At 62.3% G+C, this 23,886-nt stretch carries 17 protein-coding genes; 12 read left to right on the top strand and 5 right to left on the bottom strand.

Translation table 11 applies throughout. From position 1 onward, the window contains the following. The first annotated feature begins 539 nt into the window (after positions 1–539). The 6 genes from mgtE (at position 540) to HPY44_18400 (ending at position 7,739) form a co-directional block, all read left to right on the top strand. Complete coding sequence (gene mgtE, locus HPY44_18425; protein ID NSW57985.1) at positions 540–1,940, top strand: magnesium transporter; 1,401 nt, start codon at positions 540–542, stop codon at positions 1,938–1,940. Positions 1,941–2,498: 558 nt separating this feature from the next. Further along, entirely contained in the window at positions 2,499–3,491 is a 993-nt protein-coding gene (locus HPY44_18420; protein ID NSW57984.1) for a Gfo/Idh/MocA family oxidoreductase, read from the top strand. A gap of 52 nt (positions 3,492–3,543) precedes the next feature. Further along, the gene (locus HPY44_18415) at positions 3,544–4,551 is read left to right on the top strand and encodes a Gfo/Idh/MocA family oxidoreductase (GenBank protein ID NSW57983.1); all 1,008 of its coding nucleotides are present in this window, start codon (positions 3,544–3,546) and stop codon (positions 4,549–4,551) included. Between the two features lie 25 nt (positions 4,552–4,576). After that, a complete protein-coding gene (locus HPY44_18410) occupies positions 4,577–5,224 on the top strand; it encodes a DUF1559 domain-containing protein (GenBank protein ID NSW57982.1) in 648 nt (215 codons plus the stop codon). A 190-nt stretch (positions 5,225–5,414) separates the two neighbouring features. Next, positions 5,415–6,308 carry a hypothetical protein gene (locus HPY44_18405; protein NSW57981.1) on the top strand — a complete coding sequence of 298 codons (894 nt, stop codon included), beginning with the start codon at positions 5,415–5,417 and terminating at the stop codon, positions 6,306–6,308. Positions 6,309–6,401: 93 nt separating this feature from the next. Continuing rightward, a complete protein-coding gene (locus tag HPY44_18400) occupies positions 6,402–7,739 on the top strand; it encodes a sulfatase (protein NSW57980.1) in 1,338 nt (445 codons plus the stop codon). Between the two features lie 133 nt (positions 7,740–7,872). Here the strand turns inward: HPY44_18400 and HPY44_18395 are convergent, their stop codons facing one another. Together HPY44_18395 and HPY44_18390 are read right to left on the bottom strand one after the other, a co-directional pair. Further along, positions 7,873–9,384 (bottom strand): sulfatase-like hydrolase/transferase, encoded by a 1,512-nt coding sequence (locus tag HPY44_18395; GenBank protein ID NSW57979.1) that lies wholly within the window; start codon positions 9,382–9,384, stop codon positions 7,873–7,875. 124 nt (positions 9,385–9,508) lie between these two features. Continuing rightward, positions 9,509–10,297: a M55 family metallopeptidase gene (locus HPY44_18390; GenBank protein ID NSW57978.1), complete on the bottom strand. Its 789-nt coding sequence runs from the start codon at positions 10,295–10,297 to the stop codon at positions 9,509–9,511. 115 nt (positions 10,298–10,412) lie between these two features. Between HPY44_18390 and HPY44_18385 the strand changes: the two genes are divergently transcribed. From HPY44_18385 to HPY44_18360, 6 genes are all read left to right on the top strand, one after another. Next, positions 10,413–12,308 (top strand): DUF2920 family protein, encoded by a 1,896-nt coding sequence (locus tag HPY44_18385; GenBank protein ID NSW57977.1) that lies wholly within the window; start codon positions 10,413–10,415, stop codon positions 12,306–12,308. A gap of 36 nt (positions 12,309–12,344) precedes the next feature. Beyond that, positions 12,345–13,385 (top strand): Gfo/Idh/MocA family oxidoreductase, encoded by a 1,041-nt coding sequence (locus HPY44_18380; GenBank protein ID NSW57976.1) that lies wholly within the window; start codon positions 12,345–12,347, stop codon positions 13,383–13,385. A gap of 305 nt (positions 13,386–13,690) precedes the next feature. Next, positions 13,691–13,924 carry a TM2 domain-containing protein gene (locus tag HPY44_18375; protein NSW57975.1) on the top strand — a complete coding sequence of 78 codons (234 nt, stop codon included), beginning with the start codon at positions 13,691–13,693 and terminating at the stop codon, positions 13,922–13,924. Positions 13,925–14,019: 95 nt separating this feature from the next. Beyond that, positions 14,020–15,003, top strand: coding sequence for a GNAT family N-acetyltransferase (locus HPY44_18370; GenBank protein ID NSW57974.1), 984 nt, complete (start codon positions 14,020–14,022; stop codon positions 15,001–15,003). A 9-nt stretch (positions 15,004–15,012) separates the two neighbouring features. After that, complete coding sequence (gene tatC, locus HPY44_18365) at positions 15,013–15,963, top strand: twin-arginine translocase subunit TatC (protein NSW57973.1); 951 nt, start codon at positions 15,013–15,015, stop codon at positions 15,961–15,963. Next, on the top strand, positions 15,960–18,212 hold the full coding sequence (locus HPY44_18360; protein ID NSW57972.1) for a dynamin family protein: 2,253 nt from the start codon (positions 15,960–15,962) through the stop codon (positions 18,210–18,212). Before tatC ends, HPY44_18360 begins: the two co-directional genes overlap by 4 nt. A 94-nt stretch (positions 18,213–18,306) precedes the next feature. On the opposite strand, the gene ugpC is transcribed toward HPY44_18360, so the two are convergent. From ugpC to HPY44_18345, 3 genes are all read right to left on the bottom strand, one after another. Next, positions 18,307–19,431, bottom strand: a complete 1,125-nt coding sequence (gene ugpC / locus HPY44_18355; GenBank protein NSW57971.1) for a sn-glycerol-3-phosphate ABC transporter ATP-binding protein UgpC — start codon at positions 19,429–19,431, stop codon at positions 18,307–18,309. Positions 19,432–20,014: 583 nt separating this feature from the next. Then, positions 20,015–20,980: a Gfo/Idh/MocA family oxidoreductase gene (locus tag HPY44_18350; GenBank protein NSW57970.1), complete on the bottom strand. Its 966-nt coding sequence runs from the start codon at positions 20,978–20,980 to the stop codon at positions 20,015–20,017. A gap of 96 nt (positions 20,981–21,076) precedes the next feature. Beyond that, positions 21,077–23,866: a hypothetical protein gene (locus HPY44_18345; protein NSW57969.1), complete on the bottom strand. Its 2,790-nt coding sequence runs from the start codon at positions 23,864–23,866 to the stop codon at positions 21,077–21,079. Between the last annotated feature and the right edge of the window lie 20 nt (positions 23,867–23,886).

Below are 23,886 nucleotides of genomic sequence, written 5' to 3'. Positions count from 1 at the left end.
CGTTTCGGTTTTGCAGGCATCTGCGCCTGATCTATCGCCGTCACGGAGTGTCTCCGGACCCGCAGAAATCGGGCGGTCTCCCTGTCGGGCATGATCTCTGCCGGCCTGGAGCGTGTGGAAATATCGCTGGTGGGCCTGTTGCCCCACAGCCCGCGAAGCGGGCGGCAGCCTATAGCCACGGGTGGAGCGGAATGGAACCCGTGGAGTCGGTGCGCCTCAGATCGCTTGAGCCCTTGGAGGGGGCGACAGAATACTGAACCGCTGGGCGGGGTCTTGCCGCGCGCTTGTCGGGCTGGAGGACAACGGCGGCGGACTTTTCCCGCTGCGGATCTGAACCGAGGCAGGAGACGAGGCCTCGGCTCCACCGAACCCACCTACACCCGGGGAATGCACGCCCGGCGCTAATCTGCTCTTGACACGGGCCCGCCAATCGGTTAATGCTGTCACGTCTACCCCTTTCGTGTCCGCCACGCCCGGGCCGGACAACACCGTCGGCCCTTCGCTGCTTCCGATCCCGCACCAGGAACGGCCCTGCTCCAATGAGAGACGCGAGCAATCTCCGCGACGCCTACGATCAGATGAAAGCCCGCAGCCCCGAACAAGTGGCGGCGGCGATTCGGGCTGCCACCAGCTCCAATGTGCGGGGCGCGTTGGAAGGGCTCATCAGCCGGTATCACCCCATGGATATCGCTTTTGCCATGCGAGAGCTTGATGCCGACGAGCGTGAAGCGGTCTTCGCTCTCCTGGATGCCGATGATGCGGGGATCGTTCTGGAGGAAGTGGACGAAGAGATCGGCGCGGACCTGGCCGAAGCCATCCCGGATGAGGAACTGGCCGAGATCATCGACGCCATGCCCCCCGACGTGGGCTCCAATGTGGTCAATCTGCTGGACGACGAACGCCGCCATCGGGTCCTGGAGCGCATTCCCGATGAGGAGGCCAATGAGCTCAAAGAGCTCATGCGGTTCGAGAAGGACACTGCCGGCGGCCTCATGAACTCCGAGGTGCTCATGGCCCCCGCGGACCTGACCGCGCAGGACGTTATCCAGCACCTGCGCACCCAGCGGATTTCCATGGACACGCTCAACTACGTCTACATCATCGAGGATGACCGCCGCCTCATCGGCGTCATCAGCACACCGGAGCTTCTCACGGCTCCGCCCGAGGCACCTCTGCACGACATCATGGTCACGGACGTGGTCTCTGTACATCCCGACGCGGACCGAGAAGAGGTCGTCCAGATCGTCGACAAGTACGACCTCATGGGCGTGCCTGTCGTTGATGACGACCACCGCCTGCTCGGCGTGGTCACCGTGGACGACGTCATCGACGCCATTCAGGCGGAGCACAGTGAGGACATCTCCCAGTTCGCGGGAACCAGTTCGGAGACACTCCTCACTGAATCAAGCGTGAAGGTCGCCAAGCTTCGCCTGCCCTGGCTCACCGTCTGTCTGCTGGGCACTTTCGTCTCCGCGCTAGTCATCAAGCACTTCTCATTCTCGCTGGAGAATGTCATCGGTCTGGCGGTTTTCATCCCTGTCATCGCGGCCATGAGCGGCAACAGCGGCCTGCAGTCGGCCACCATCGTTGTTCGCAGAATCGCCCTCGGCCTGGTGGACCGCAAGGCCCTCCGCAGGCTCATCCTGCGCGAGATTCTGACTGCAAGCCTACTGGGGGGCACTTGCGGTTTCATCGCGGGGCTCTTTGGTGTTCTCGTCATGGGCCAATGGTGGCTGGGCATGGTCGTGGCGATCGCCCTGGCGCTGGCCATCCTGTGGGCTACTCTGATTGGCACACTCATCCCATTCGCATTCCAGCGCATCGGCGTTGATCCGGCTCTCGCATCCGGTCCGCTGGTCACCACCCTCAATGACTCCTTCGCCCTCCTGATCTATTTCACCGTCGCCACCACCCTCATGTCGGTACTGCCCCAGGCGTAGTCACCGGGGAGCATGCTTCGATAGTCACCGGGATGTTCTCTCCCCCAATCGTGGAATCTGTCCGTTGTCGGAGACACGGGGCCCCACAGTGGTGTTCAGCGGCGTCACGGAGCCTGTGCTCTGAGAGCGACGGTCCAATCTCACCGAATGTTTGCGCGGAATCGGTGCGCATCAGATCGCTTGAGCCCCCAACGGGGGCGGCAGGAAGGACGAGAGCGCGGGGCGCTTGTGCTGCCCTTCCAGGGGCTATGGGATAATTCCTGGGCACCGGTGTCCGGGGGCTGCGGCCCGTATCGCGGGCTTTGAGGCAGGGGCGGCGTCTGTCTTCGTTCCCGGGCATATCCGAGGGAAGAGATAAGGCCCCGCCTCGAGCGAACTCACCTCTTATCGGGAACGCACCCCATGCGGTTGCTCTCCCTTGCATCCAGAAGCCCAAACATGTATCCTGCCAGCCGTGCACAACCTGGGGGCCCGGCGGGCCCATCCAGGCATGGTTTCGGTCCCGGGTAACCCAGGGCATGCCCGGCGACCGTGCCTTCCCCGGGAGTTGACCAGCCTATGCTCAAGACCGCAATCGTCGGGATGAAGCCCATCGGCAACCAGCATGCCGACTGCCACCTCACCTGCCCCAATGCACAACTGGTGGCCGTCTGTGACATGGATAAGGACCTTGCAGACGCGGGCGCATCAAAGTATGGCGTGAAGGCCTACTATGACCTGGACGCCATGCTCGCGGAAGAGGAATTGGACGTAGTGGATGTCTGCACGGGCGGACACGAGAAGGGCAGCGCTCACTATGGTCCAGTCATGGCCGCAATCGCCGCCGGCAAAGCGGTCTTGTGCGAGAAGCCGATCAGCAACGACATTGGCCAGGCGCGGGAGATGGTGGCGGCGGCCAGAGAGGCGAAGGTGCCCTTCGGCATCAACCTGAACTACCGCTTCACCCCTTTGGCTCGAAAAGCGAAGCAGTGGGTGGACGAGGGCCGGCTGGGCGAGCTGAACTTCATCAACAAAGCGCTCTGGATCGGCGGCCCGGATGCCACCGAGTTCATCCACATGCGCGCCCTGCATCCCCACTCCGTGGACGTCATGCGCTTCCTGTGCGGGAATGTGGCCCAGGTTCACGCGTACTTCAAGAAGTCCGGCGACCGCCAGTGCTGGTCCAACTGCCAGGTGGGCATGAAGTTCCGCAATGGCGTCATCGGCAACCTGACCGGCTCCTATGATATGTGTTACCAGCACCCCATCGAGCGCACGGAGCTCGCAGGTACCAAAGGCCGGTTAGTGCTGGAGAACGTCTACGTGGACCTGTGGCTCTACCCTCATGATTCAGACGAAGTCATCCACATCCACAATTCAATCTTCGGCGGCGTGAAAGACTTCAACGACACCTTCACCGCGCGCATTCATCGGTTCATGGAGCAGGTCGCCAATGGCGACTCTCCGGACGCCATTGAGGCCTCGGGGTATGATGGTCTGCAGGCGCAGGAGGTGATTGAGGCGGCCATCAAGAGCCACCAGACCGGACAGGCCGTGGACGTGCCCGAATAGCGGGCGCCTCCGGCATGACCGTAACTGACTTCCCAGCAACGGAGCCCGCGCCATGCTCAAAGTTGGAATCATCGGCGTTCGTCAGATCGGCAACCTGCACGCCGACTGTTACCAATCCAGCCCCCATGCCCGAGTGGTCGCGGTCTGTGACATCATCCCGGAGCGCGCGGACCATGCGGCGCAGCGCCTGGGCGTGCGCTCATACTACAACATGCATCAGATGCTGGATAATGAGGACCTGGACATCGTTGACGTGTCTACTGGCGGCAAAGAGAACGGAGGCGATCACTACGCTCCCGTGATGGCGGGGCTCGAAGCCGGCTGCCACGTGCTGTGTGAAAAGCCCATCAGCAACAACATCGAGTACGCGCGCCGGATGGTTGCGAAAGCTGCCGAACGCGGCCTGTGCTTCGGAATCAACCTGAACTATCGTTTCGCCCCGGCTTGCGTGCGGGCGAAAAAGTGGATCGACGAGGGCCGGCTGGGCGAGGTCAATTTCGTCAACAAGTGCCTGTGGATCGCCAATGCACGGGACGACGAATGGTTCCACCTGCGCGCCCTGCATCCCCACAGCATCGACGTCCTGCGCACACTCTGCGGAGACGTGCGGTTCGTCCATGCCTTCCTCAAGCGCTCCGAAGGCCGGACATGTTGGTCGAACGCCTCCATCAATCTCAAGTTCGAGAGCGGCGTCGTGGGGCATCTCACGGGCAGCTACGATATGACCACCCGTCACCCCATGGAACGCACGGAGATCGCGGGTACGAAAGGCCGGCTGGTCTTCGAGAATGTGTTCGAAGACCTCTGGTTCTATCCCCACGACTCGGACGAGGTCATCCATATTCACAACCCCATTTTCGGGGGCATCAAGAGCTTTGATGACACTTTCCGGGTGCGGATTCACAGGTTCTGCCAGCAGGTTGCCGAGGGCGTCTCGCCCGACTGCGTGGAAGGCTCGGGCCGCGATGGGCTCCTTGCTCAGGAGACTATCGAAGCCGCGATCCGAAGCCACGAGAGCGGGCAAGTCGAGCAGGTCCCGTCCCCATCACCGGGCGCATGAGCGCTCAAGACCAAGGAGGACATCGATGGCAAGACGTGGTTTCACACTGATTGAGTTGCTGGTGGTCATCGCGATCATTGCGATCCTTGCGGCGATCCTCTTTCCTGTTTTCGCAAGGGCGCGCGAGAAAGCAAGGCAGGCAAGTTGCCAGTCCAACCTGAAGCAGGTTACGCTCGGCTACCTCATGTACGCCCAGGACTACGATGAGTGGTTCCCCGGGTTCCTGACGGGTTCCACAACCGGCACTCGCTACGCCTGGTATGATGTCATCCAGCCCTATATCAAGAATCGCCAGGTCTACATCTGCCCCAGCTCCCTGCTGTACCTGGCACCCAACCGCTACACGACATCGCAGAATACCGCCACCGAGTATTACGGTATGAACTCGGCGTTCATCAAGATCCCGGCCGAGAAATACCTGGTCGCGGACGCGGGCGGAGACAACCCCAGCGGCGTCTGGGGAAGCCGGACCTGCATGGTTTACAGTCCCTATCTGGACACCGCCGCCAATGGCAGCTGGAACAGCTGCCGGGGCCACCTGTGGCCCATCCACAACGAGACCGCCAACATTGGCTTCTGCGACGGCCACGTAAAGGCGATCAAACCGGACAACGACAAGTACGGGGACACCACCGCAGGCCGCAACCGCTACTGGACGGCAACCACCGAGTAAGGCTGCCTTTGGCCAGTCCAGACGGCCCGGACGCCCTGTCCGGGCCGTTTTCACTTCGACCGGCCCAGGGAAGCCGATTCACCGAAACTTATGGGCGCGGCGGGTATCCAAAGGCAGGGGGCGGGATCATCCGCTCACGTCGTCAGCCTGCCGTATCATTGACGGCCTGCACACCATGGAGGACTGAGTCGTGAATCGTCTCACCGCATTGCTCATCGTAGTGGCCATGTCTCTCTGCGCCGTATCGCTTCCGGCTTTCGGCGACCGCGCGAAGATCGTAGGATCTGTCCTCGACGCCCGAAGCGGGGTGGCAGTGACGGTCCATCCTGTGAGTCTCCAGCAGGGCCGCGAGACACTGGCGCGGACCCTCACGGACCGCCTGGGCAAGTTCACGCTTGAGTTCAATGTGAAACCCGGAGACCCTCTCACCATCCACACCGGGTCGACCACCGGCTATCTCCCCGCACAGGGCGCTGTGGAGCCAAATACCGAGATCGCGATCAAAGTCATGCCGCGCTGGGCCACGATCATCGGCATCGTAACCGACCGCGACACCGCCCGTGGGCTGGGTGACATCCCGGTCCACGCCGGCCGGGGTGACAAGCCTCTGCAGGACCACTGGGCGTCCACAAAGACCGACGCCACCGGCGTGTTCATGATGAAAGTCCCGGCCTTCGAAGACGACGACGTCACCCGGCCGGTGCTGGACCTGTGGCTGTCCATCAATGACGGCGAGGAGGCCAGCTCGGGCCACGCGGTAATCGTCACCGACAACCTGGCGCTCTGGGCCTGGCCCGATCCCACCCAGCCCACGCGCCTGGAAGTCTCGCTACCCTCAGCCGCTGCAACCGGGCTGACCATTGCGGATGTGCTCGAGATCAAACTCCCGGACGCCCTCAAGGAACGAGCGTCTGCGGCTCCGGTGGCGCCGACACCTGCGCCTGCTGCTCCGGCTGCGGCACCGGCAGGGGCATCGGTGACTGCGCCGGTAATGGACATGCCCCCGGTCACCCAGAGCGAGTTCATCTGGGTCTGCCCGGAGACAGGTCGGAAGTACAGGATAACCATTACTCCGGTCGAGTAGTACCAGCGACATCCGTCCCACAGGCGTCAAGGTCCGCGGGAGACGATTCCCGCGGCTTTGCCATGCATCCGAAGGAACCCAGCGGAGGGTCTCATGAACGTACTGTTCATCGCCATCGATACACTGCGCGCCGATTACCTGAGCTGCTACGGCCACCACAGGCACACCAGCCCGCACATCGACCGCCTCGCCGCGACTGGCGTGGTGTTCGAAGAGTTCCTGGCGCCGCACATCCCCACCCATCCCGGCTATACCACGATGTTCACCGGGAAGGACACCTTCACCCACCAGATCGTCACCCAGGGCGGGAAGCTGGAACTGGAGGAAAGCATCAAGACGCTGCCCCAGGTACTTCAGGATCGCGGGTACTTCACGGCTGCCGCCGACAATCTCGGCCGCTGGTTCCGCCGGGGATATGACGTGTATGAGGGCTACCAATGGAACCACGACCCGAACGGCGCCTGGCGCAAAGCGGAGGCCGTGAACGAGACTGCTATGCGGGTGCTGGACAAGTGCGAGAGCCAGGACAAGCCCTGGTTCGCCTTCGTCCACTACTGGGACCCCCACACCCCGTACCTGCCCCCACCGCCCTTCAACCGCATGTTCTACCATGACGACGAGACCGCCGAGCGCCACACCAGCGCGGTTGAGATGATGACCAACTATCCGGCGTTCATGTACTACTTCAATGAATGGATGCCCGGCTGTCGCGACGTGGAGTTCCCCATCGCCCAATATGAGGCCGAGATCGCCTACTGCGATTCCGTGATGGCCAGACTGTTCGACCGCTTCTATCGCATGCAGGACGCCGGGGATACCTTGATCGTCATCACTTCGGACCACGGCGAGGAGCTTCACGAGCACCAGATGTGGTTCGACCACCACGGCCTGTATGAGACGAACCTGCACGTGCCGCTGATCATGGTTCACCCGGAACGCATCCCGGCAGGACTGCGCCTGGGCGGTCTCACCCGCCATCAGGACCTGACGGTGACAATCCTTGATATGCTAGGCCTGCCGGACGCCGCTGAAGAGGAGGCCATGGAAGGCATCAGCATGTTGCCGCTCATCGACCAGCGCAACCATGCAGGCACCACTGACCGGGTGTTCATTCTGGAGAATGCGTGGATGAAGAAGCGGGGCTTCCGCACGAAGAAGTGGAAGTTCTTCGAATCTCTATATGATGAGCTTCATAAGCGTCCGCCTTTCGAGCTGTATGACCTGACGGTGGACCCCATGGAGCAGAACAACCTCGCGGACGCGCTGCCTGAGGTGCGGGATGCATTCAAGGCCGACCTGGATGCGTACGTGGCGAAACGTACTGCTGAGACCGGCAAGCCCGACCCGCAGAGCTACCAGAATATTACGCTGACCCATGTCGGTAACGTGAACATCGCGGTGCCGAAGGACCAGATCCTGGAGAAGGACTGAGCGGGGCCCGTCGGATAGAGCGAATGAGACCGGGGACGATCGGCGCGGTCAGCGCCCTTCAGTCGCGTGGGGCGGGCGTCTTGCCCGCCGTCGTCCCCGTACGCAGGCCGCTCTTGCACTTGCGGGACGCCCGTCACGCCCCGGCGACACGCGGCATCCACACCGGCTCGTTGCCCATCTCCGCCCACAGAAGCTTCAGGAGCAGGTCTCGCTTCAGGTCCTGGTGCTCCGGGCTATCCCACAGATTGTGAACCTCGTGTGGGTCTTTGGCCAGGTCGAACAACTCCCCGTATCTTTGCCGGTAGTATGCCGTGATCTTGTAGCGGTCATCCACGTAGGTTTTCACGTGGATCGTGTCCACCTCGTGACGGTTCTCGACCAACACATGGTCTCGCGCCTGCTCCTGTTCCCCTCTGAGCACCCCGGTCTGATCGACGCCGGTCATCCACCACGGGATTTCCAGGCCCGCCATCCCCAGGCACGTGGGCGCGAGGTCTACATGGGACCAAAGCGCATCGGTGCGCCTGCCTGCGGGGACAGTGCCGGGCATGCGGGCGATCATGGGCACTCGCAGCAGATCCTCATAGTGAAACGCACCCTTGGCGATAAGCCCGTGGTGCCCGAACAGGTGACCGTGATCGGTGCTGAAAAGGACAAGAGTGTTCTCGGCAAGCCCCAGGCTGTCCAGCCGATCCAGGATTGCGCCGATGTACTTGTCCATGAGCGAAATCATCCCGTAGTAGACGGCGATGTTTTTCGCCAGTTCGTCCCGGTCATGCAAGTGGGAGTGGAACCCATGCAGGCCCTTGTGGGTGGTCTGCCAGGGTGAGAAATCCGGTTTCTCCTGTTGTGTGAGCTGGAAATGGGGTGGGTTGCAATCGTGCTCACCCGGCACGAGGCTCGGCACTGTCAGGGCCGACGGATCATACATGGTGTCCCAGGGCTCTGGCGCGAGGTACGCCGGGTGAGGGTCGAAGAAACTGGCCCAGAGCAGGAAGTTCTCGCCCGCGCTCGCATACTGTTCCATGAGTGCGTTGGTGCGTTCGGCAATCCACGCGCTGTAATGGTACTCCTCGGGGATCAGCCACTTCCGGCGCTGGCGGTCGTTGTTCCCGGTGGGGGGACGAAAATAGTCGCGCCAGTTGGTCAAGCCGCGCTCTTCCATCCAGATGGCGTAGTGCTGTCCCACATGCGCTTCGTCAGTATGATTCCGCGCCAGTTCTACGCGCTCGAACCCATAGAAAGGTCCTGTGAAGCGCCGCCAGAAGTCCAGGTCCTGGAGTACCGGGTAGGCCTCGAGCGACGGGTACTCGTCGGTGCCACGCAGAGGCTGAAAATGCGCCTTGCCAACCAGCGCGGTCCGGTACCCCGCTGACCCGAAAATCGGCCCGACCGTGGGCTCCTCCTCGGACAGCTTCGTACCCAGAGAATACGCCCCATGCTGGCTGGGGAAGCGTCCGGTGATCATGGACGCCCGGGTGGGCGTGCATGTGGGGTTCACCGTATAGGCGCGGTTGAACAAGGTGCCTTCGGCAGCCATTCGGTCGAGAAACGGCGTCTGGACTTCGGGGTTCAGGCAGCCGAGGGTGTTCCAGTGTTGCTGGTCGCTGGTGATGAGCAGAATATTAGGGCGATCGATAGTCATGGGTGGCTCCATCTATCCGGGTGCTATGCGATGCCGCGTCTGGCAGCAGGATCTCGCGTAGGCCGACCGTCTCGGTCGGCGACCACGAATTCCCGTCCTCACAGACGACCAGAACCGGTAAGCATCAAAACCGGTATATGTCCCGCGGATCGTCGATGATGCGCTCCAGCGTGTGATCATCAATGCGTCTGGACAGCCCGGCGCGGGCCATCTGCGTCACGGCGTCGATGTCCTTCAGCCACAGGCGTGCGGTGATGGGCAGGTCGACGGTATAGGGCTTGCAGTTCGGAATCACGCTCATCGCGCGCCGGGCGCCCTCGCGGATCATCTCTCGCGCCTTCTTCGGCGCGATCATCCGGCAACTTGTACGGCTGAAGCCCTCCTTGACCGCGACGGTAACGATGCTGTCACCCAGGAAGCGCACGGCCTCCTCACAAGCCCGAACATCGCCGGTACACATTATCGGCGGGATGCCGAATGAACCCGCCACCAGTGCGCTCTGGGCGATCTCGCCCGACTCCACGCCGTTGTACCAGTATCGGTTCTCGCCCATCGAACTCTGGGTGTGGTGCAGCACTCCATCCTCCACGCCGTTCATTGCATGGTAGCCCAGCAGAATCAGACCGGCGAAGTTTTCGTCGAACCCGCAGCCTGCATGGGGCCTGCCGGGGCCGGTGATGCACTGGGCATCAGGGTGAAGCTCCTCGGGGATAATATTGAACCCGCCGCCGTGACCGTCCAGCACCAGAATCTCAGTCGCACCGCCTTCGAGACACCCTTCGACACACGCGTTGATCTCGGCGGTGAGCAGCGCTCGTGCCTCCTGGTATAAGGCATTGGTCATGTCCCGGGTCTGCTCCCAACAGGTGACCCCGCTGATTCCCTCAAGGTCGGTGCAAACGACGATCCGCATGTTCGTGCCTCCTCGTGTCGGCTGGATGGGACGCCGGAAGGGTTTCCTCGCGCGGGCAGGAATGCCTCCTCACGAAACGGAATATGGGCCGAACGACTTTGCAGGGGGTCGCAGAATGCTCCGTCTTCTGTTCACGCTTTCTTTGTGCATCGCGGTGCTGGCTGCGGCGGACAAGACGTGGATCGTCAAGAACGGTGAGTGCCCCTGGCATGACCGGGTCGGGCGCTACGTTATCGGGAACCTGCCCGAAAAGTACGCATCCGAAAAGCCCGTACCGTGGCAGTCGTGCAATGAGCCGCGAAAGGTGGTGCTGCCGGATGAGAAGGTGGATCACGTCTTCATCGCCATCGCCAGCAGCCAGTCGAAGCAGTTCGCGGATTCGCTCAACCTGGAATTCACCGGCGACACCGTGGATCTCATGGACCCCGCCGGCAAGAAGGTCCTGATCACCTATGACATCCTACTGTATCGCAACCCGCCGCCGGTCACCGAATTCCCCGGCGCAACGGCGGGCGTGATGCTGCTCTCGTGGCCAGGGGAGGCTGCGGACCAAGCCAACGAGGAGGCGCCGGCGTCTGAGGCCAAGACGTACACCCCGGGCGAGAAGGCCATCCCCTGGCATGATCGCGTTGGCCGGTGGGTGATGGTTGACGTGCCCGCCGGTATCATCCACGGGAAGAAGGTGCCCCAGCAGAGCTGCACCGCGCGCGACATCGTGCTCCCGGGAGACGCACTGGACGCGGTGATGGTGGGCATCAGCGACACCGACATCGAGAAGCTCCCGGCTGCCGTGAAGACCCGAATGACCGACACCGGCGCCGACTTCACAATCCAGGATCCCAGTGGTGGCCGGAAACTCCCGTATTCTATCTTCGTGTATGAGTCCCCTGACCAGCGCACAGAATTCCCCGATTTTGCCGCGGGGTTAGTGCTTCTGGCGCTGGAAGACCTGAGCGCGAAACTGGCCACCCGGGAGGCGCCCACACTCGCTATCAAGGAGGGACGCAAGCAAGTGCTCGAACCGGAGCAGCAGTTCGCGGGTCAGGAATGGCCGTTTCAACCGGGCGAACGCTTCGTGAAAATGCACGTGGAGGAGCCGCCGCAGGGCATCAGCGAGAACACCGGCCTCATGCTCTGCCTCCACAACTGGGGCGGAATCTACAATCAGGATGTATATCTGAAGTGGTGCCGCACCTTCGCCGAACGCTTCAATGTGATCGCCGTCAGCGTCAACTACCTGCAGAGCGGTGACACGGAGCCCGGGGTCTTGGGTGAGAAGCCCTACGACCATGGCTACCTGCAGGCCATGGACTGCCTGCGCGCGCTGTACCATATCCAGCAGCAACTCAAAGAAGCCGGCGTGACCATCAACCCGCGCCGGTGTTACTCCATGGGCGGCAGTGGCGGCGGCAATGTGACGCTCATGGTCAACAAGCTGGCCCCGCATACCTTCGCCTGCGTGGTGGATATCTGCGGCATGCCGGGCCTTACCGACGGCATTGCGTTCGGCACCGGAGAGTATGGCAGCCACTTGAACGCCGGGTACTCGAAGGACCCACAGAGCCCGGCGTATCTGACGAAAGACATGCAGGAAATCCGCGACCCCGGCCACCCTGAGCACCTGAAGATAGCCTTCGCGGCGAACCCGACCAACAAGGTGGTCATCGTCCACGGTCAAGACGACCTGTCCTGTCCCGTTGTGCACAAGATCACTATCTTCCGGAATATGGTGGACGCCGGGTTCCGCCCGGATGGGCACTTCCTCACCCAGTGGCATGTTGATGGGGAAGCGGTGACTTCTACTGGACATGCCGTGGGTGACCGCGAGAAAGTGGTCATTCGTTTCGCAGACGAGTACATGAAGCCGGATGGCGCAAAGGCGCTGCAAGTACCGGGCCCCACCGACTTCGAGCTGGCCGGGCAAGTGGTCTTCCCAACCTCCGGCGGCCGATTCGTGGTGGACTACAGTGGCGTGCCGGAAATCCGTTTCGAGAAAGCCGAAGCCGAGTAGGGCCGAAAGCCGTATCAATCAGGAGAGGTGACACTCGTGTCCGAGCAGAGACAGGCAAAGCTGGCGTTCATCGGGTGCGGCGGGTTCGCCACCGCATCCATCTTCCCCAACCTGCACCAGGTACCCGAGATCGATCTGGTGGCGGTGTGTGACCTCGACCGCGCCAAAGCCGAGCGCAATGCCCGCAACTTCGGCGCGCGCAGGGTCTACACCGACATGGAAGAGATGCTGGACAAGGAGGAGCTGGACGGGGTCTTTGTCATTGGCCCGGCTCCCCAGCACTACGAACTTGCTCCACACGTCTTGCGCCGGGGCATCCCGGTGTATGTCGAGAAACCCTCTGCAAACAAGAGCAGCGAGGCGAAGGAGCTTGCGGAAATCGCCGAAGCCCACGGCACCTGGGGGCAGTGCGGTTTCATGAAACGTTTCGCCCACGTGTACCTCATGGCCCAGGACATCATCCACCGCGAGGAGTTCGGCCCTCTGCGGAAACTCTACTGCAAGTTCGCCCAGGGCCCGTACCCACAGATCTGGGGCATCGACTCGGCCAAGCGATCCATGCTCATCGGCCAGCTCTGCCACATCTTCGACCTGATCCGGTTCTTCGCCGGCGACGTACAGACCGTGCAGGCGATGTACTACGAGGCTACACCAACGCAGTTCGCGTATCTCGTGAACCTGCAGTTCAAGTCCGGTGCCATCGGGCAGCTCGACCTGAACGGCCTCGAGCATCGCACCGGGTTCCGGGACATCGAAGAGATCCTTCATCTCACCGGCCTGGAGACCTGCGTCGAGGTCCGCGACATGCTCCATGTCTCCTGGCAGTCCAGAGACGACTTCACTACCGTCGTTCCCCAGGCCGGGCGCTACCGGCACGTTTTCGAGCCCGCCTGGACCGGTATCTCCAATTCGCGTGCTACTTTCGGATACCTGGGAGAGGTGCGGCATTTCGCCCTGCGTTGCCTGGGTCAGGTCGACGGCGGCCCGGACCTGTGGGACAGCTACCGCTCGTTGCAGATCGGAGAGGCGATCTATGAAAGCTCTCACGGCGCCGGGGCCGTGACTATCGAGGACTGAACCGGCGGCTCATCGCTATCGCGGGCGCCGGGCCGGGCGGTGCTGACCTTCCGGATGAGCTTCTGGTCTCACAGCCCCCGAAGGGGGCGGCAGCCTATAGCAACGGGTGGAGTGAAGCGAAGCCAAACGGAACCCGTGGATTGGGCGAATTCGTGTCGAGTGAGCCCGCGAACAGGGGCGACAGATTGCTGGACCGCCTGGCGCCCGTCCTTGTTCGCGTCCCCTGCTTGTGCTATGCTTTGTCAAGTCGGCCGAGCCTTGCGCCTCAGAATAGCGCCAATACACTGCGTTGCGAGGGGGTCACGATGAAAGACCGGATCCTGGCGGGGGTTCTCGCGATTCTGCTGGGCGGACTGGGCATTCACCATTTCTACCTGGGCAATGTGGAGAAGGGCCTGATCTACCTGCTGCTCTGCTGGACCGGAATCCCGCCGGTGCTCGGGCTCGTGGACGGCATAATGTACCTGGTCAAGTCCGATGCAGAGTTCCAGGCGAACTACAGGAACTGGTTCTGCACATCTTCAAAAGGTTCCGTCTGAGCTGTCTGTAGCCCGCATGGGCAATTGCCGTCGACGTCCAGTCTTCGCCGCCGCCTCCGGGTGGCGGCGTGTCGACATCCGGGGGTGCCTTATCCATGCCCGGTGCGGAATACCGCTTCACAACCCACGCGGAAGTACCGAACCTTCCGGCCCAGTTGGCGCGTCTGAGTAACATCGCCTTCGCCGAATACGAGGGCGCGATGCCGGTGGATGAGGCTTTCATCCAGTGGTATCTCCAGCGCCCGGGCTGCAGGCCCGAGTACTGCACCGCCGCATTGTGGGACGGCGAACTGGTCTGCAACGTGCTGGTCTGCATCCAAGACGTGCGACTGGGCGGAATCGTGATGCCCTGCGGCATCATCGACACCGTGGCCACACTGCCCGAACACCGCAGGAAGGGTCTGGCGCACCGGCTCATGGAAGATGCGCACCGGATCATGCGGGATGCCGGCGCGGAAGCCGCAGTCCTGTACACCAACCCGGACGGCCACCCGTACACGTTCTACCAGCGCCTGGGATACGAGCCAAGGGCAATCGGCGCGGCACTGGAGGGCAACCGGCCTGACCCCTCGCCTGACCTGAAGGCCGAGCCCGCCACTGAAGCCGACCATTCCGACATCCGGGCTATGACAGACCGCGAATACGAGGGCTTCGACGGTTACGCACCGCTCAGCGACGAACTGTGGGCCTGGCACCGCCTGAACCGTCCGGCGAGCCTCCCGGACCAGTTGATGGTGATCCGTGATGCTGTCGGGGCTGCTATTGCGAGTTGCGCCTTCGCGACCGTCGAGGTCTTGGTTGGCGGTGAAACCGCCCGCGCAACGGTAGTAAGTGACCTCGTTTGCCCCGAGCCACCGGAGCCGTACCTGCAGGCACTCTTGGCATCGGCGCCAACGGAGCGCATCCTGACCATTGTCGACGCCCAGGCGCCTCTCTACCGACGGCTTTGCGCTCTGGGCTTCCAGCAAGCCGTTCGCGAGGCGGCGCTTGCTATGCCTTTCAGCGACCGAGCGCGGCAAGCAATGAAATCTGAACCTGCCCCGTGGTATGTGATGATCGAGTCTGTGGTGGGAGTCTGAGGGCCCCGTATGGCAGCACGCCAACGCGACCGCCGAGAACTGAGCTTTTTCGATCACCTTGAAGAACTTCGGATGCGCATCATCCGATCCTTCGTCTACGTTTGTGTGGGTGCGGCTGTCAGCTGGGCGTACCGTGACGATATTCTGGCTGTGTTGCGCTATCCTGCGGAGGAGGGTGCGCGCAGGGTGGGTGTGGAGAACCTTCCCTTCCGCGTTTTCGAACCCGCCGCAGGGTTCACCATCGCAATCCAGACCGCCCTGCTCGCGGGACTTATACTGGCCCTTCCGCTGATCCTCATCGAAATATGGTGTTTCATCGAACCCGCCCTTGAAGACAATGAGCGCAAGTACCTGATTCTCATTTGGCCCTTCGCAGTCGTGCTCTTTGTTGGCGGCGTTGTCTTCTGCTACTATGTCTCGCCCAACGCCTATGCCTTTCTTTTTCGCATGGACCAGAGCCTTGGAGTGGAGATTGAGCGCACTCTCAAGCCCTATCTCTGGTTCACGATGCGCCTCCTGCTGGCCTTCGGGCTGGCATTCGAGCTGCCGCTAGTGCTCATGTTCCTGGGTTTTCTGGGGATCGTCAACAGCCGGCAGCTGATGGGGTGGTGGCGGCAGGCGATCGTGATCATCTTTGTCTTCGCGGCCATTGTCACACCCACCGTAGACCCCGTGAACATGGCTATCCTCGCCGGCCCCATGATCCTGTTGTATCTGCTGAGCGTGGCGCTTGTTGGGATAGTGCAGCGCAGGCCTTCGCCTGAGGGCGAAGATGAGACCCCGCCCGATGACGAGACTGGTGGGGACGATGGGCCTGGTTCCGTTCCCGGCGAAAGCATCTATGCCGAATACTGGGAAGGCGACGCTGAGGACCACGCAATCCCCCTACCGCAGGACACAGCGAGCCGCGGCGAGCAAGAGCCCGAAGCGACCAATGAGGACGAGGGAGCAAATACGTGAGTACACCCCATGAGCTGATCCAGGCATGCGAGCGGGCCTCCGTCGACCTGACGGAAGTCGTGCGCGGCCTGGTCAACTACACCGCTAAGCACGGTCCGGACCGTCACTGGCGCAATCTGGTAGGCCTCCAGGAGCAACTGGCAGCCCGCGCCTTCAATCTCGTGGTCTTCGGCGAGTTCAAGCGCGGGAAGAGCACGATGATCAACGCTCTCATCGGCCACGACATCCTGCCCTCTGCCGTGGTCCCACTGACCAGCATCATCACGGTGGTGCGGTACGGCAACGAGGTCGAGTGCCGTGTCACCTTTCAGGACGGGCGGCGCGAGCAGATCCAGGTGCGCGATCTCTCGGCCTACGTGAGCGAGTCAGGCAACCCCGAGAATGTGAAGCAGGTCGCGATTGTGGAGGTGCGTGTACCTTCGCCGCTGCTGGCATCCGGCTTGTTCCTGGTGGACACCCCGGGCGTGGGCTCCATCTACCAGCACAACACCGAGGTTACCCAGAGTTTCCTCGACCAGGTGGACGGAGCCCTGCTTGTGCTCGCAGCGGACCCACCCATCAGTCAGAGTGAGCTCAGCTTCGTGCGGGATATTCTCGGCCGGACATCACGCATCTTCGTGGTCCTGAACAAGGTGGACCAGCTCTCCCCCACCGAACGTGAAGAGGCCCTGGACTTCACCCGCCAGGTCCTCGCGACGGTTCTTCCGGAGGATGCCCTCGAGATCCTCCCGGTGTCCGCGCGCCGCGGTGTTGAGGCGAACCGTACCGACCAGCGCAGCGCATGGGAGGCATCAGGAATCGCCAGGCTCTCCGCCCGCCTGCAGCGTTTCGCCGAAGACGACTTGCTGCCCACCTTGCAGAAGTCCATCGCGCGCCGCGCCGGTGCGGTGGCTGAGGAACTCAAGCTCTCCGTGGACCTGTACCGCCGAAGCCTGGAGCTGAGCGTCGAGGAACTACAGCGAAGTGTGAAGCTGTTTCGCTCCGAACGAGACCTGATCATGCACGAGGTGAACGACAGCAAGGTTCTGGTTCGCACCAATGTCGATCGGGTGGTGCGCACCCGCCTGCAGGAAGACTTCGAAATGGCGCGCGCCGCGGGGATGAAAGAGCTCAAGGCGCGCTACACCGAATGGGCTGACGAACCGCGCTTCTCGAGTTTTGAGGAACTCCACGCTGAGCTGAACGAATTCCTGGAAGTGAACCTGCGCAAGGCGATCGCGGCCTGGAAGGACGAGGAGGAACAGGGCAAACTCGCAGCGGACCTGGAGGACGCGCTGAAACGTTTCGGCGACCGCATCCAGGAGAAACTTGCACAGGTTTACGCCGCCGCCCGGAAGCATTTCGACCTTCCCGAGCCTCGCATCGCTGACGCTCTCGTCCTGCCGACCCAGTCGAAATTTGAATGGCGCGAACGCTCCTGGAAAGTGCAACTCGGCACCGGGTTCAAGTGGCATTGGGCGCTGATGGGTGAAGAGCGCAAGAAAGCGGCAATGCTGAGAGAAGGCGAGAAGGTTCTGTTGCAGCAGTTCGACCAAGCCTGCGGACGACTGCGGTATGACTTCGAGAGCCGCTTGCGTCAGGGCGCCGAGGACTACATGGACACCCTCGTGGCCACCCTCGAACAGGCCCTGGGCGACATCGACATCGTACTGGATCAGCTTGTGGAGCAGCGCAAGGCCGCCGCCCACCGCCGCGACCAGGAGCTTGCAGACCTTACAGCACGCGCGGAGTTCCTGGAGGCGCAGCTCGAGGCGCTCGACGATATCCTCAGCGAAGGCAGTCCCGCGCGGCGCAGACGCGAGCGGCTGGTCGCGATCTACGCCGCAGCGCTCGAAACCGAGAAGCAGCTGGAAGACGTGCTCCTTTACAGCCGACCGCCGGTGGGGATCGCTTCGCCCCTGACGCCGCTGGATATCGAGCGTTCAAAGGCCGTGGCAATCCGCACCCGCAGGTTCCTCAAGCGACTGAGGGAGTTCGTCAGTGAGCAGGCGTCGCGTGAGCTCGAGCAGCTTGAGAGCCCCCAGCCGCCGCTCAACACCCTGGTCTGGGCGCGCACCTTGATGGACCGGCTGAAGCAGATCGCAGCCGACCTCACCCTGGAGCGGGTAGACGCCGAAGGCGCAGCGAATGACCCTGAAGAGGCGCGGGAACTCGAGGAAATGGCGGCAACACTGGCCCAGCTGCGCGGCGAGCTCCTGGGCATTTGGGAGGACGCTCACGGGCATTTGCCGATCGCGCCCGAGGACTAACGAGCAGGAGCTATCCCGAATCAGTATGCAATATACGCAGGGCTCCGGATCATTCCGGAGCCCTGAACAGCGATTCGGATGCGGCAAGTGGAGTTCAGCGACCCACAGTCTCTTCCCCGAGAGCGAGTTCCGTCTGCTTGTCGAAGATGTGAGCCTTGTTCATGTCCAGGACCACCGCAAGCTTCTCGTTCTCCTTCGCGATGGTGTTACTGTCAACGCTGGCAATCAGGCTTTCCGTCCCCGTCGACAGATAGAGCACTGACTCAGCCCCCATCGGCTCGATGACCTCAACAACCAGGTCGATAGTGTTCCCGGGCGTGGGCTCTGCGACCGGTGAAATGGTCTTGTCGTATATGTCGCTTGGTCGGATGCCCAGAATGATCGGTTTGCCCACATGTTCCTCATAGGCCGCAATGCGGTGGGCGGGAAGCTGTACTTTGAAGGTTCCCGCGTCTATCCACAGTTCGCCATTCTGGGAGACAAGCTCTCCATCCACGAAGTTCATGGCCGGGCTGCCGATGAATCCCGCGACGAACACGTTCACCGGGTGGTTGAACAGGTTGAGGGGGGAATCTACCTGCTGAACCACGCCGTCGAGCATGACCGCGATGCGGTCGCCCATGGTCATGGCCTCGACCTGGTCGTGGGTGACGTAGATGGTGGTGATGCCCAGGCGGCGGTGAAGCTTGATGAGTTCCGCACGGGTCTGGACCCGGAGCTTGGCATCCAGGTTCGACAGCGGCTCGTCCATCAGGAACACCGCGGGCTCGCGCACGATAGCCCGGCCGACAGCGACGCGCTGGCGCTGTCCGCCGGATAGCTCCTTGGGGCGGCGCTTCAGAAGTTGTTGGATGCCCAGCATCTCGGCGGCTTCTTCGACGCGGCGAGCTATCTCGTCCCGCGGTACCTTCCGCAGCTTGAGTCCGAAAGCCATGTTCTCATAGACGCTCATATGGGGGTAGAGCGCGTAATTCTGGAAGACCATGGCGATGTCCCGGTCTTTCGGGGCAACATTGTTGACGAGGCGGTCGCCGATGCGGATCTCGCCATCGGTGGCTTCTTCGAGGCCGGCGATCATGCGAAGACACGTGGTTTTCCCGCAGCCGGACGGGCCTACGAGCACGAGGAACTCGCCATCCCGGATTTCGAGGTCCACGTTATTGACGGCGATAACATCGCCGAAACGCTTGGTCAGGCCCTTGAGTGTTACACCGGCCATCGTCGCTGATCCTCCTGTGACTCAACTGCTGCGGGCGATTCGACTGCTCAACACAAAAACACCCGGTCGCGTGAGACTCGCCGGGCATGGGAATTATAGTGGAGCCGAATGGCGAAGTCAACGACGCAGCGTCCGCACCTCAGACTCCTTACCCGGGGGCCTTCGGCGGAACGCTCGATTATACCAGTGTTTGCTCGCCTCTGCTGCTAACCACCCGAGGCTGGCGGACTGGCGCCTTGAGGAGGCGCAGTCTGTTGTCCCGGCGTGCCTGGCGCACCTGAACCGGCGGGCATCGATTCGGGTGGAGGCCCCTGCATCCCAGCGTCATTCGGAGGCGCCGGCTTCGGTGCGACGGTGAGTTTGAAGATGACGTACAGGACCACGAGTAGCACCACAATAGCGATGACGATCGCCAGTGGGCTGGCCTGCTGTTGGCGCATGGTTTCCCTCCCAGCGCAGTGATGGTGTACTCTCCGACGGATCGTGTCTCCGCACCCACTCCTCACGACCGCCGCTCCGGCATTTTACGCAGACACTATTCGCCAATGTTCAACCAGATTCCTCCACCGATTCTTGAACCATCTTACAGGGGGCTGTGATAGATGCGATCCACAAGCTCCATGGTCTTCACGGCGTCGGCCAGGCACGTCTCGGGCTGCTGGCCTGTCTTGATTGCGTCCACGAAGGCCCGGTTTTCTCCCTCGAATCCGTAGTAGACGCGGGGCTCCTTGCTGCCGCCCGCAGCCTTCTGCGTAGTGATACGCTTCGCCTTGGTCGCGCCATCTACGTAGATATCCGCATGGAAGTCGGGATTCACGTATACGGAGATTCCCTCGCCGTGCATCTCGAACTGGTGGATGCGTCCACCCACGCGCCAGTTCGTCATGAGGACCCCCGCGCCGCCGCTCTCAAACTCGACCAGCGCATTGAAGCGGGTGTCGAAGGACATGCCCTGGTTACTGACTTCACCAACAACCTTCTTCACATCGCCGCCGATGAAACGCAGCGCGTCCACCGCATGAACCGCGTCGCAGCTCAGGATATCGATTGCGCCATTGTAGTACGGGCCGGCGGTGTGCCACTTGTAGAAGCTGCTCATTGCCTGGATCACGGGGCCGCCGTGGTCGAGCACCATGTTCTTGCACTGGCGCATGAGTGGGCTGTAGCGACGATTGAACCCCACCAGGCTCACGACCCCGTTCTTCTCGGCGCAGTTGGCCATCTGCCGGGTCTGCTCGGCGGTAACCCCCGGCGGCTTCTCGATGAACAGCGCCAGCTTGCTGTTGAGCACGTGGATGCAGATGTCGAACAGATGGTGGGGCGGCATGAGGACGTACACGCCATCGGGCGCGGTTTCCTCTATCATCTTCTTGTAGTCGGTGTATGTCTTCTCGATCTTGAACTTCTCTGCTGTGGCCTGCAGCTTCTCCGGCACCAGGTCGCACAGACCGACCATCTCGACGTCATCGAAAACGGCGAGCGAGGGGTAATGGACCCCATTCGCCATGCCCCCGGCGCCGACGAGGGCGAGCCTGATCTTGTCGCTCATAGGTACATCCTCCTGCGGCAGCTTTGGTGTGCGCCCGGTAGACCCGGGCGGTGGATTGTTCAACACCGAAATGCAGATGACCTTCCGGAATTGCGCCTACCTCGAAAGCTCCGCCGCCACTGTCCTGCGCAGGCCGTCGAAGTCCTCCCAGCGCAGGGCGCCAAAGTCCATTGTCCCGGCATCATCAGCCCACGCCTGCCGGTGTTCCCCCTGAAGAGTCAAGTGCTCTCCAACCAGCCTCCGCATCTCATCTCGACTCGCCCGGCGCTTCTCGGCCAGGAGGTTGAGGTACTCCACATCCTGCTGCCCGCGACACAGAGCGAGCAGGCGCAGGCTCACCAGGGGCCCTCGGATACCGAACCTGCTCCCGGGAATGAGCAGCGCTGTTGCGGTGGGGTTGATGAGGGCGCCTTCACCACCGATGGTGTTCCAGGGCAGGATGCCGTCCGCTCCACCGATCCATGCCCGCAGCGCCCACGCGACACCATTGAGATTGCCGGCGCGAACGTCGTTGGCTGTTCCGTAGTGCCAGAACTCCGCACCCCACTGGTCGGCCATGCGCCGGCAGTGCCAGGTGTCGGTGAACAGCGCTGAACTCACGCAGATCACGTCCGCCAGATCGTCGAGCCAGTCGCGCTGCCACTGCGGACGCGAGATGTCGCCCCGGTACACGAATCTTTCGTTGCTCCCCGCGCCCTCACGAAACATTCGCGCGAAGAACCGCAGGGCCAGCCAGTCGTCGCGGTGCATGGGCTCATCCAGCAACCACCAGGAAGTGCCCCGGAAGTTGGTCTTCTCGTCCTTGAAATAGTACTTGTTGTTCTGATAGCACTGCATGTCCGTCTTGTCCCAGCCGCGCTCCCTGCAGTGCTCCACGAACTGCCGGGTCACCGCCACGAAAGCCTCTTGGAAGTCCCGGTCGAAGGCCTCCTCCACCGGAGGCGCAGTCAGGGCGTGTGCGACGATGTTGTCCGGGTACTTGCGGATGTCATTGCCCGCCGAATAGTGTTCCGCGATGGGTGAAGGCCAGTTCTCGTGGAAAGGCAGATACATGTGGGTGATGGGCACTCCCGCCCGGATTCCGCCGAAGGCGCTGCCGTCAAGATACGGCCCGTAATGGCGGTCATACTCGGACCAGTCCACCACTTTCATCTCGGCCCCTGCGCCTTCCAGCGTCGGCACGAATCCCCGGTACGTCTGGCCAGACTGGGAATACGGCAGCGGGTTCAACGTCGAGCGCAGCGCGTGAGCCGCCCGGTAGTACTCTCGTTCCCGCTCCAGGTACTCGTCGAAGTCGCGGTCGGAGTACACCGGTCCGTAGCAGTTCAGGTCCACCTCAAAACTGGTCTCGGCAGGGAGCGTGAAACCGTGGACTTCGATCTCGATGGGTAGGCTGAGGCTCTCCCCCACCTTCAGCGATACCCGGTGCAGTCCCGGGGTCGTGTCCGGCGGAATCCACCAGATCAGCGTGAAGGACTGGTTGCGTTGGCCAGGGACTGCATTGTCGGGCGCCGGGATCTGCGCGGGGGTATCGCCCATGGGAATCATGTATTCGGCGAACCAATCACCGTCCTTGACGTACCAGTTGCGGAATACCCTGCACTGTGCCGAAAAGCCCGCAGGGTCGTACTCCAGGTTCGCCTGTTGGGGCTGGTCCGACAGATTCTCCACCACCACCTGCGAAGCGAGGACTTCCCCCCGGGCGGCAGCGAGGCGTACGGTCCCGTCATCCCACACTGGGTTTGCGCGGCGCCAGTCGCTCGCGGAGTCCGCCGAGTAGCCCTGTGCACCACGGTCCTCCAACACTGCGCCGGACACTGGGTTCACTTTGCACTCTGCCGGGCAGGCCCAGGCGCACAGGCTGCCGGCCTTCGGGGGGTCCTTGGGGCGCGGTTCCGCGCGCTCGGCCACAGGCAGGGCATTCGGCATCGGCCGGGCAGCTGACGCGCGCACCAACGTGCTGATCATCGGCCCCGGGTTTCCATACCGGTCCACTCCGCACACGTTGATGGAGTACGAAGCGCCAGGAGTGAGACCCGGAATGACGAGGGTTGCAGACCCATCTTCGGCCAGCCCGATGAGTCGCCTGGGGATGGGCATGGAGCCAACCTCGCCCTCCCTCGCATACGTCCCCCGGATCGTGAAAGCCCCCTCTGTACGCAACGATACGCGTAGCGCGCCGGTCTGGTAGCCGGCTGCGCGGGACTCGGGTTGCGCCTGCATCAGGGCTATCTCAGGGCGGTCAGGATCGGCCTGACTCGGTGCGCCAGTAACCAGCAGATAGGGCTGGTAACCGTTCTGCTCCCTGGAATGGACGTCGTTGTTGGCACGCGTCTGGCCTTTCTCATCGGAAATGCACAGACCGTAGGAAGCGCCCGAGGTCATGGCGTAGATCAGCCACGGGTCGATGTCGATGCTCAGCCAGCCGTCGGCAACGCCCTTGACATCGGTGTAGAAGCTGCGCGTGTTGCCGTTGGTGAGGGAGACATGCGTGAAGTCGCTACCCGGCCCTGCCCAAAAGCCGTCGGGGTGATTTGCCCGCAGGAACGTGCATCCGTTCTCCGCAGGACCGCCGGTGCCAGTGCCCTCCTCCCAGTCTGTGGCAATGGTCGAGATGCCCACGGTACGCAGCATGTGGGGGTGCGAGGGATGCAGGAAGAGCCGGGCGCTCTCGACATCCCAGCCCCTGATGGGCGCGAGGTCGAACTTGACCAGCATGAAGTGCTCATTGCCCTTGATGCGGATGTTAGAACTGGCGCCGCTGTTGAAGGAGACCTCGGACTGATGCGCCTGGAGCGAAGTGTCCGCAATCACCGGCAGGCGCACGGTGTCGGCATACAGCCCGGGAACCACGAGCAGGCAGAGCAGTGGGAACACGCGGCGCATCGCCGGTCACCTCGTCCATT

The sequence above is a fragment of the Armatimonadota bacterium genome, assembly GCA_013314775.1.
Classification (GTDB): domain Bacteria; phylum Armatimonadota; class Zipacnadia; order Zipacnadales; family JABUFB01; genus JABUFB01.
Note: the sequence above shows the minus strand (reverse complement) of the source record. Positions and strands in the feature narration are given on the sequence as shown.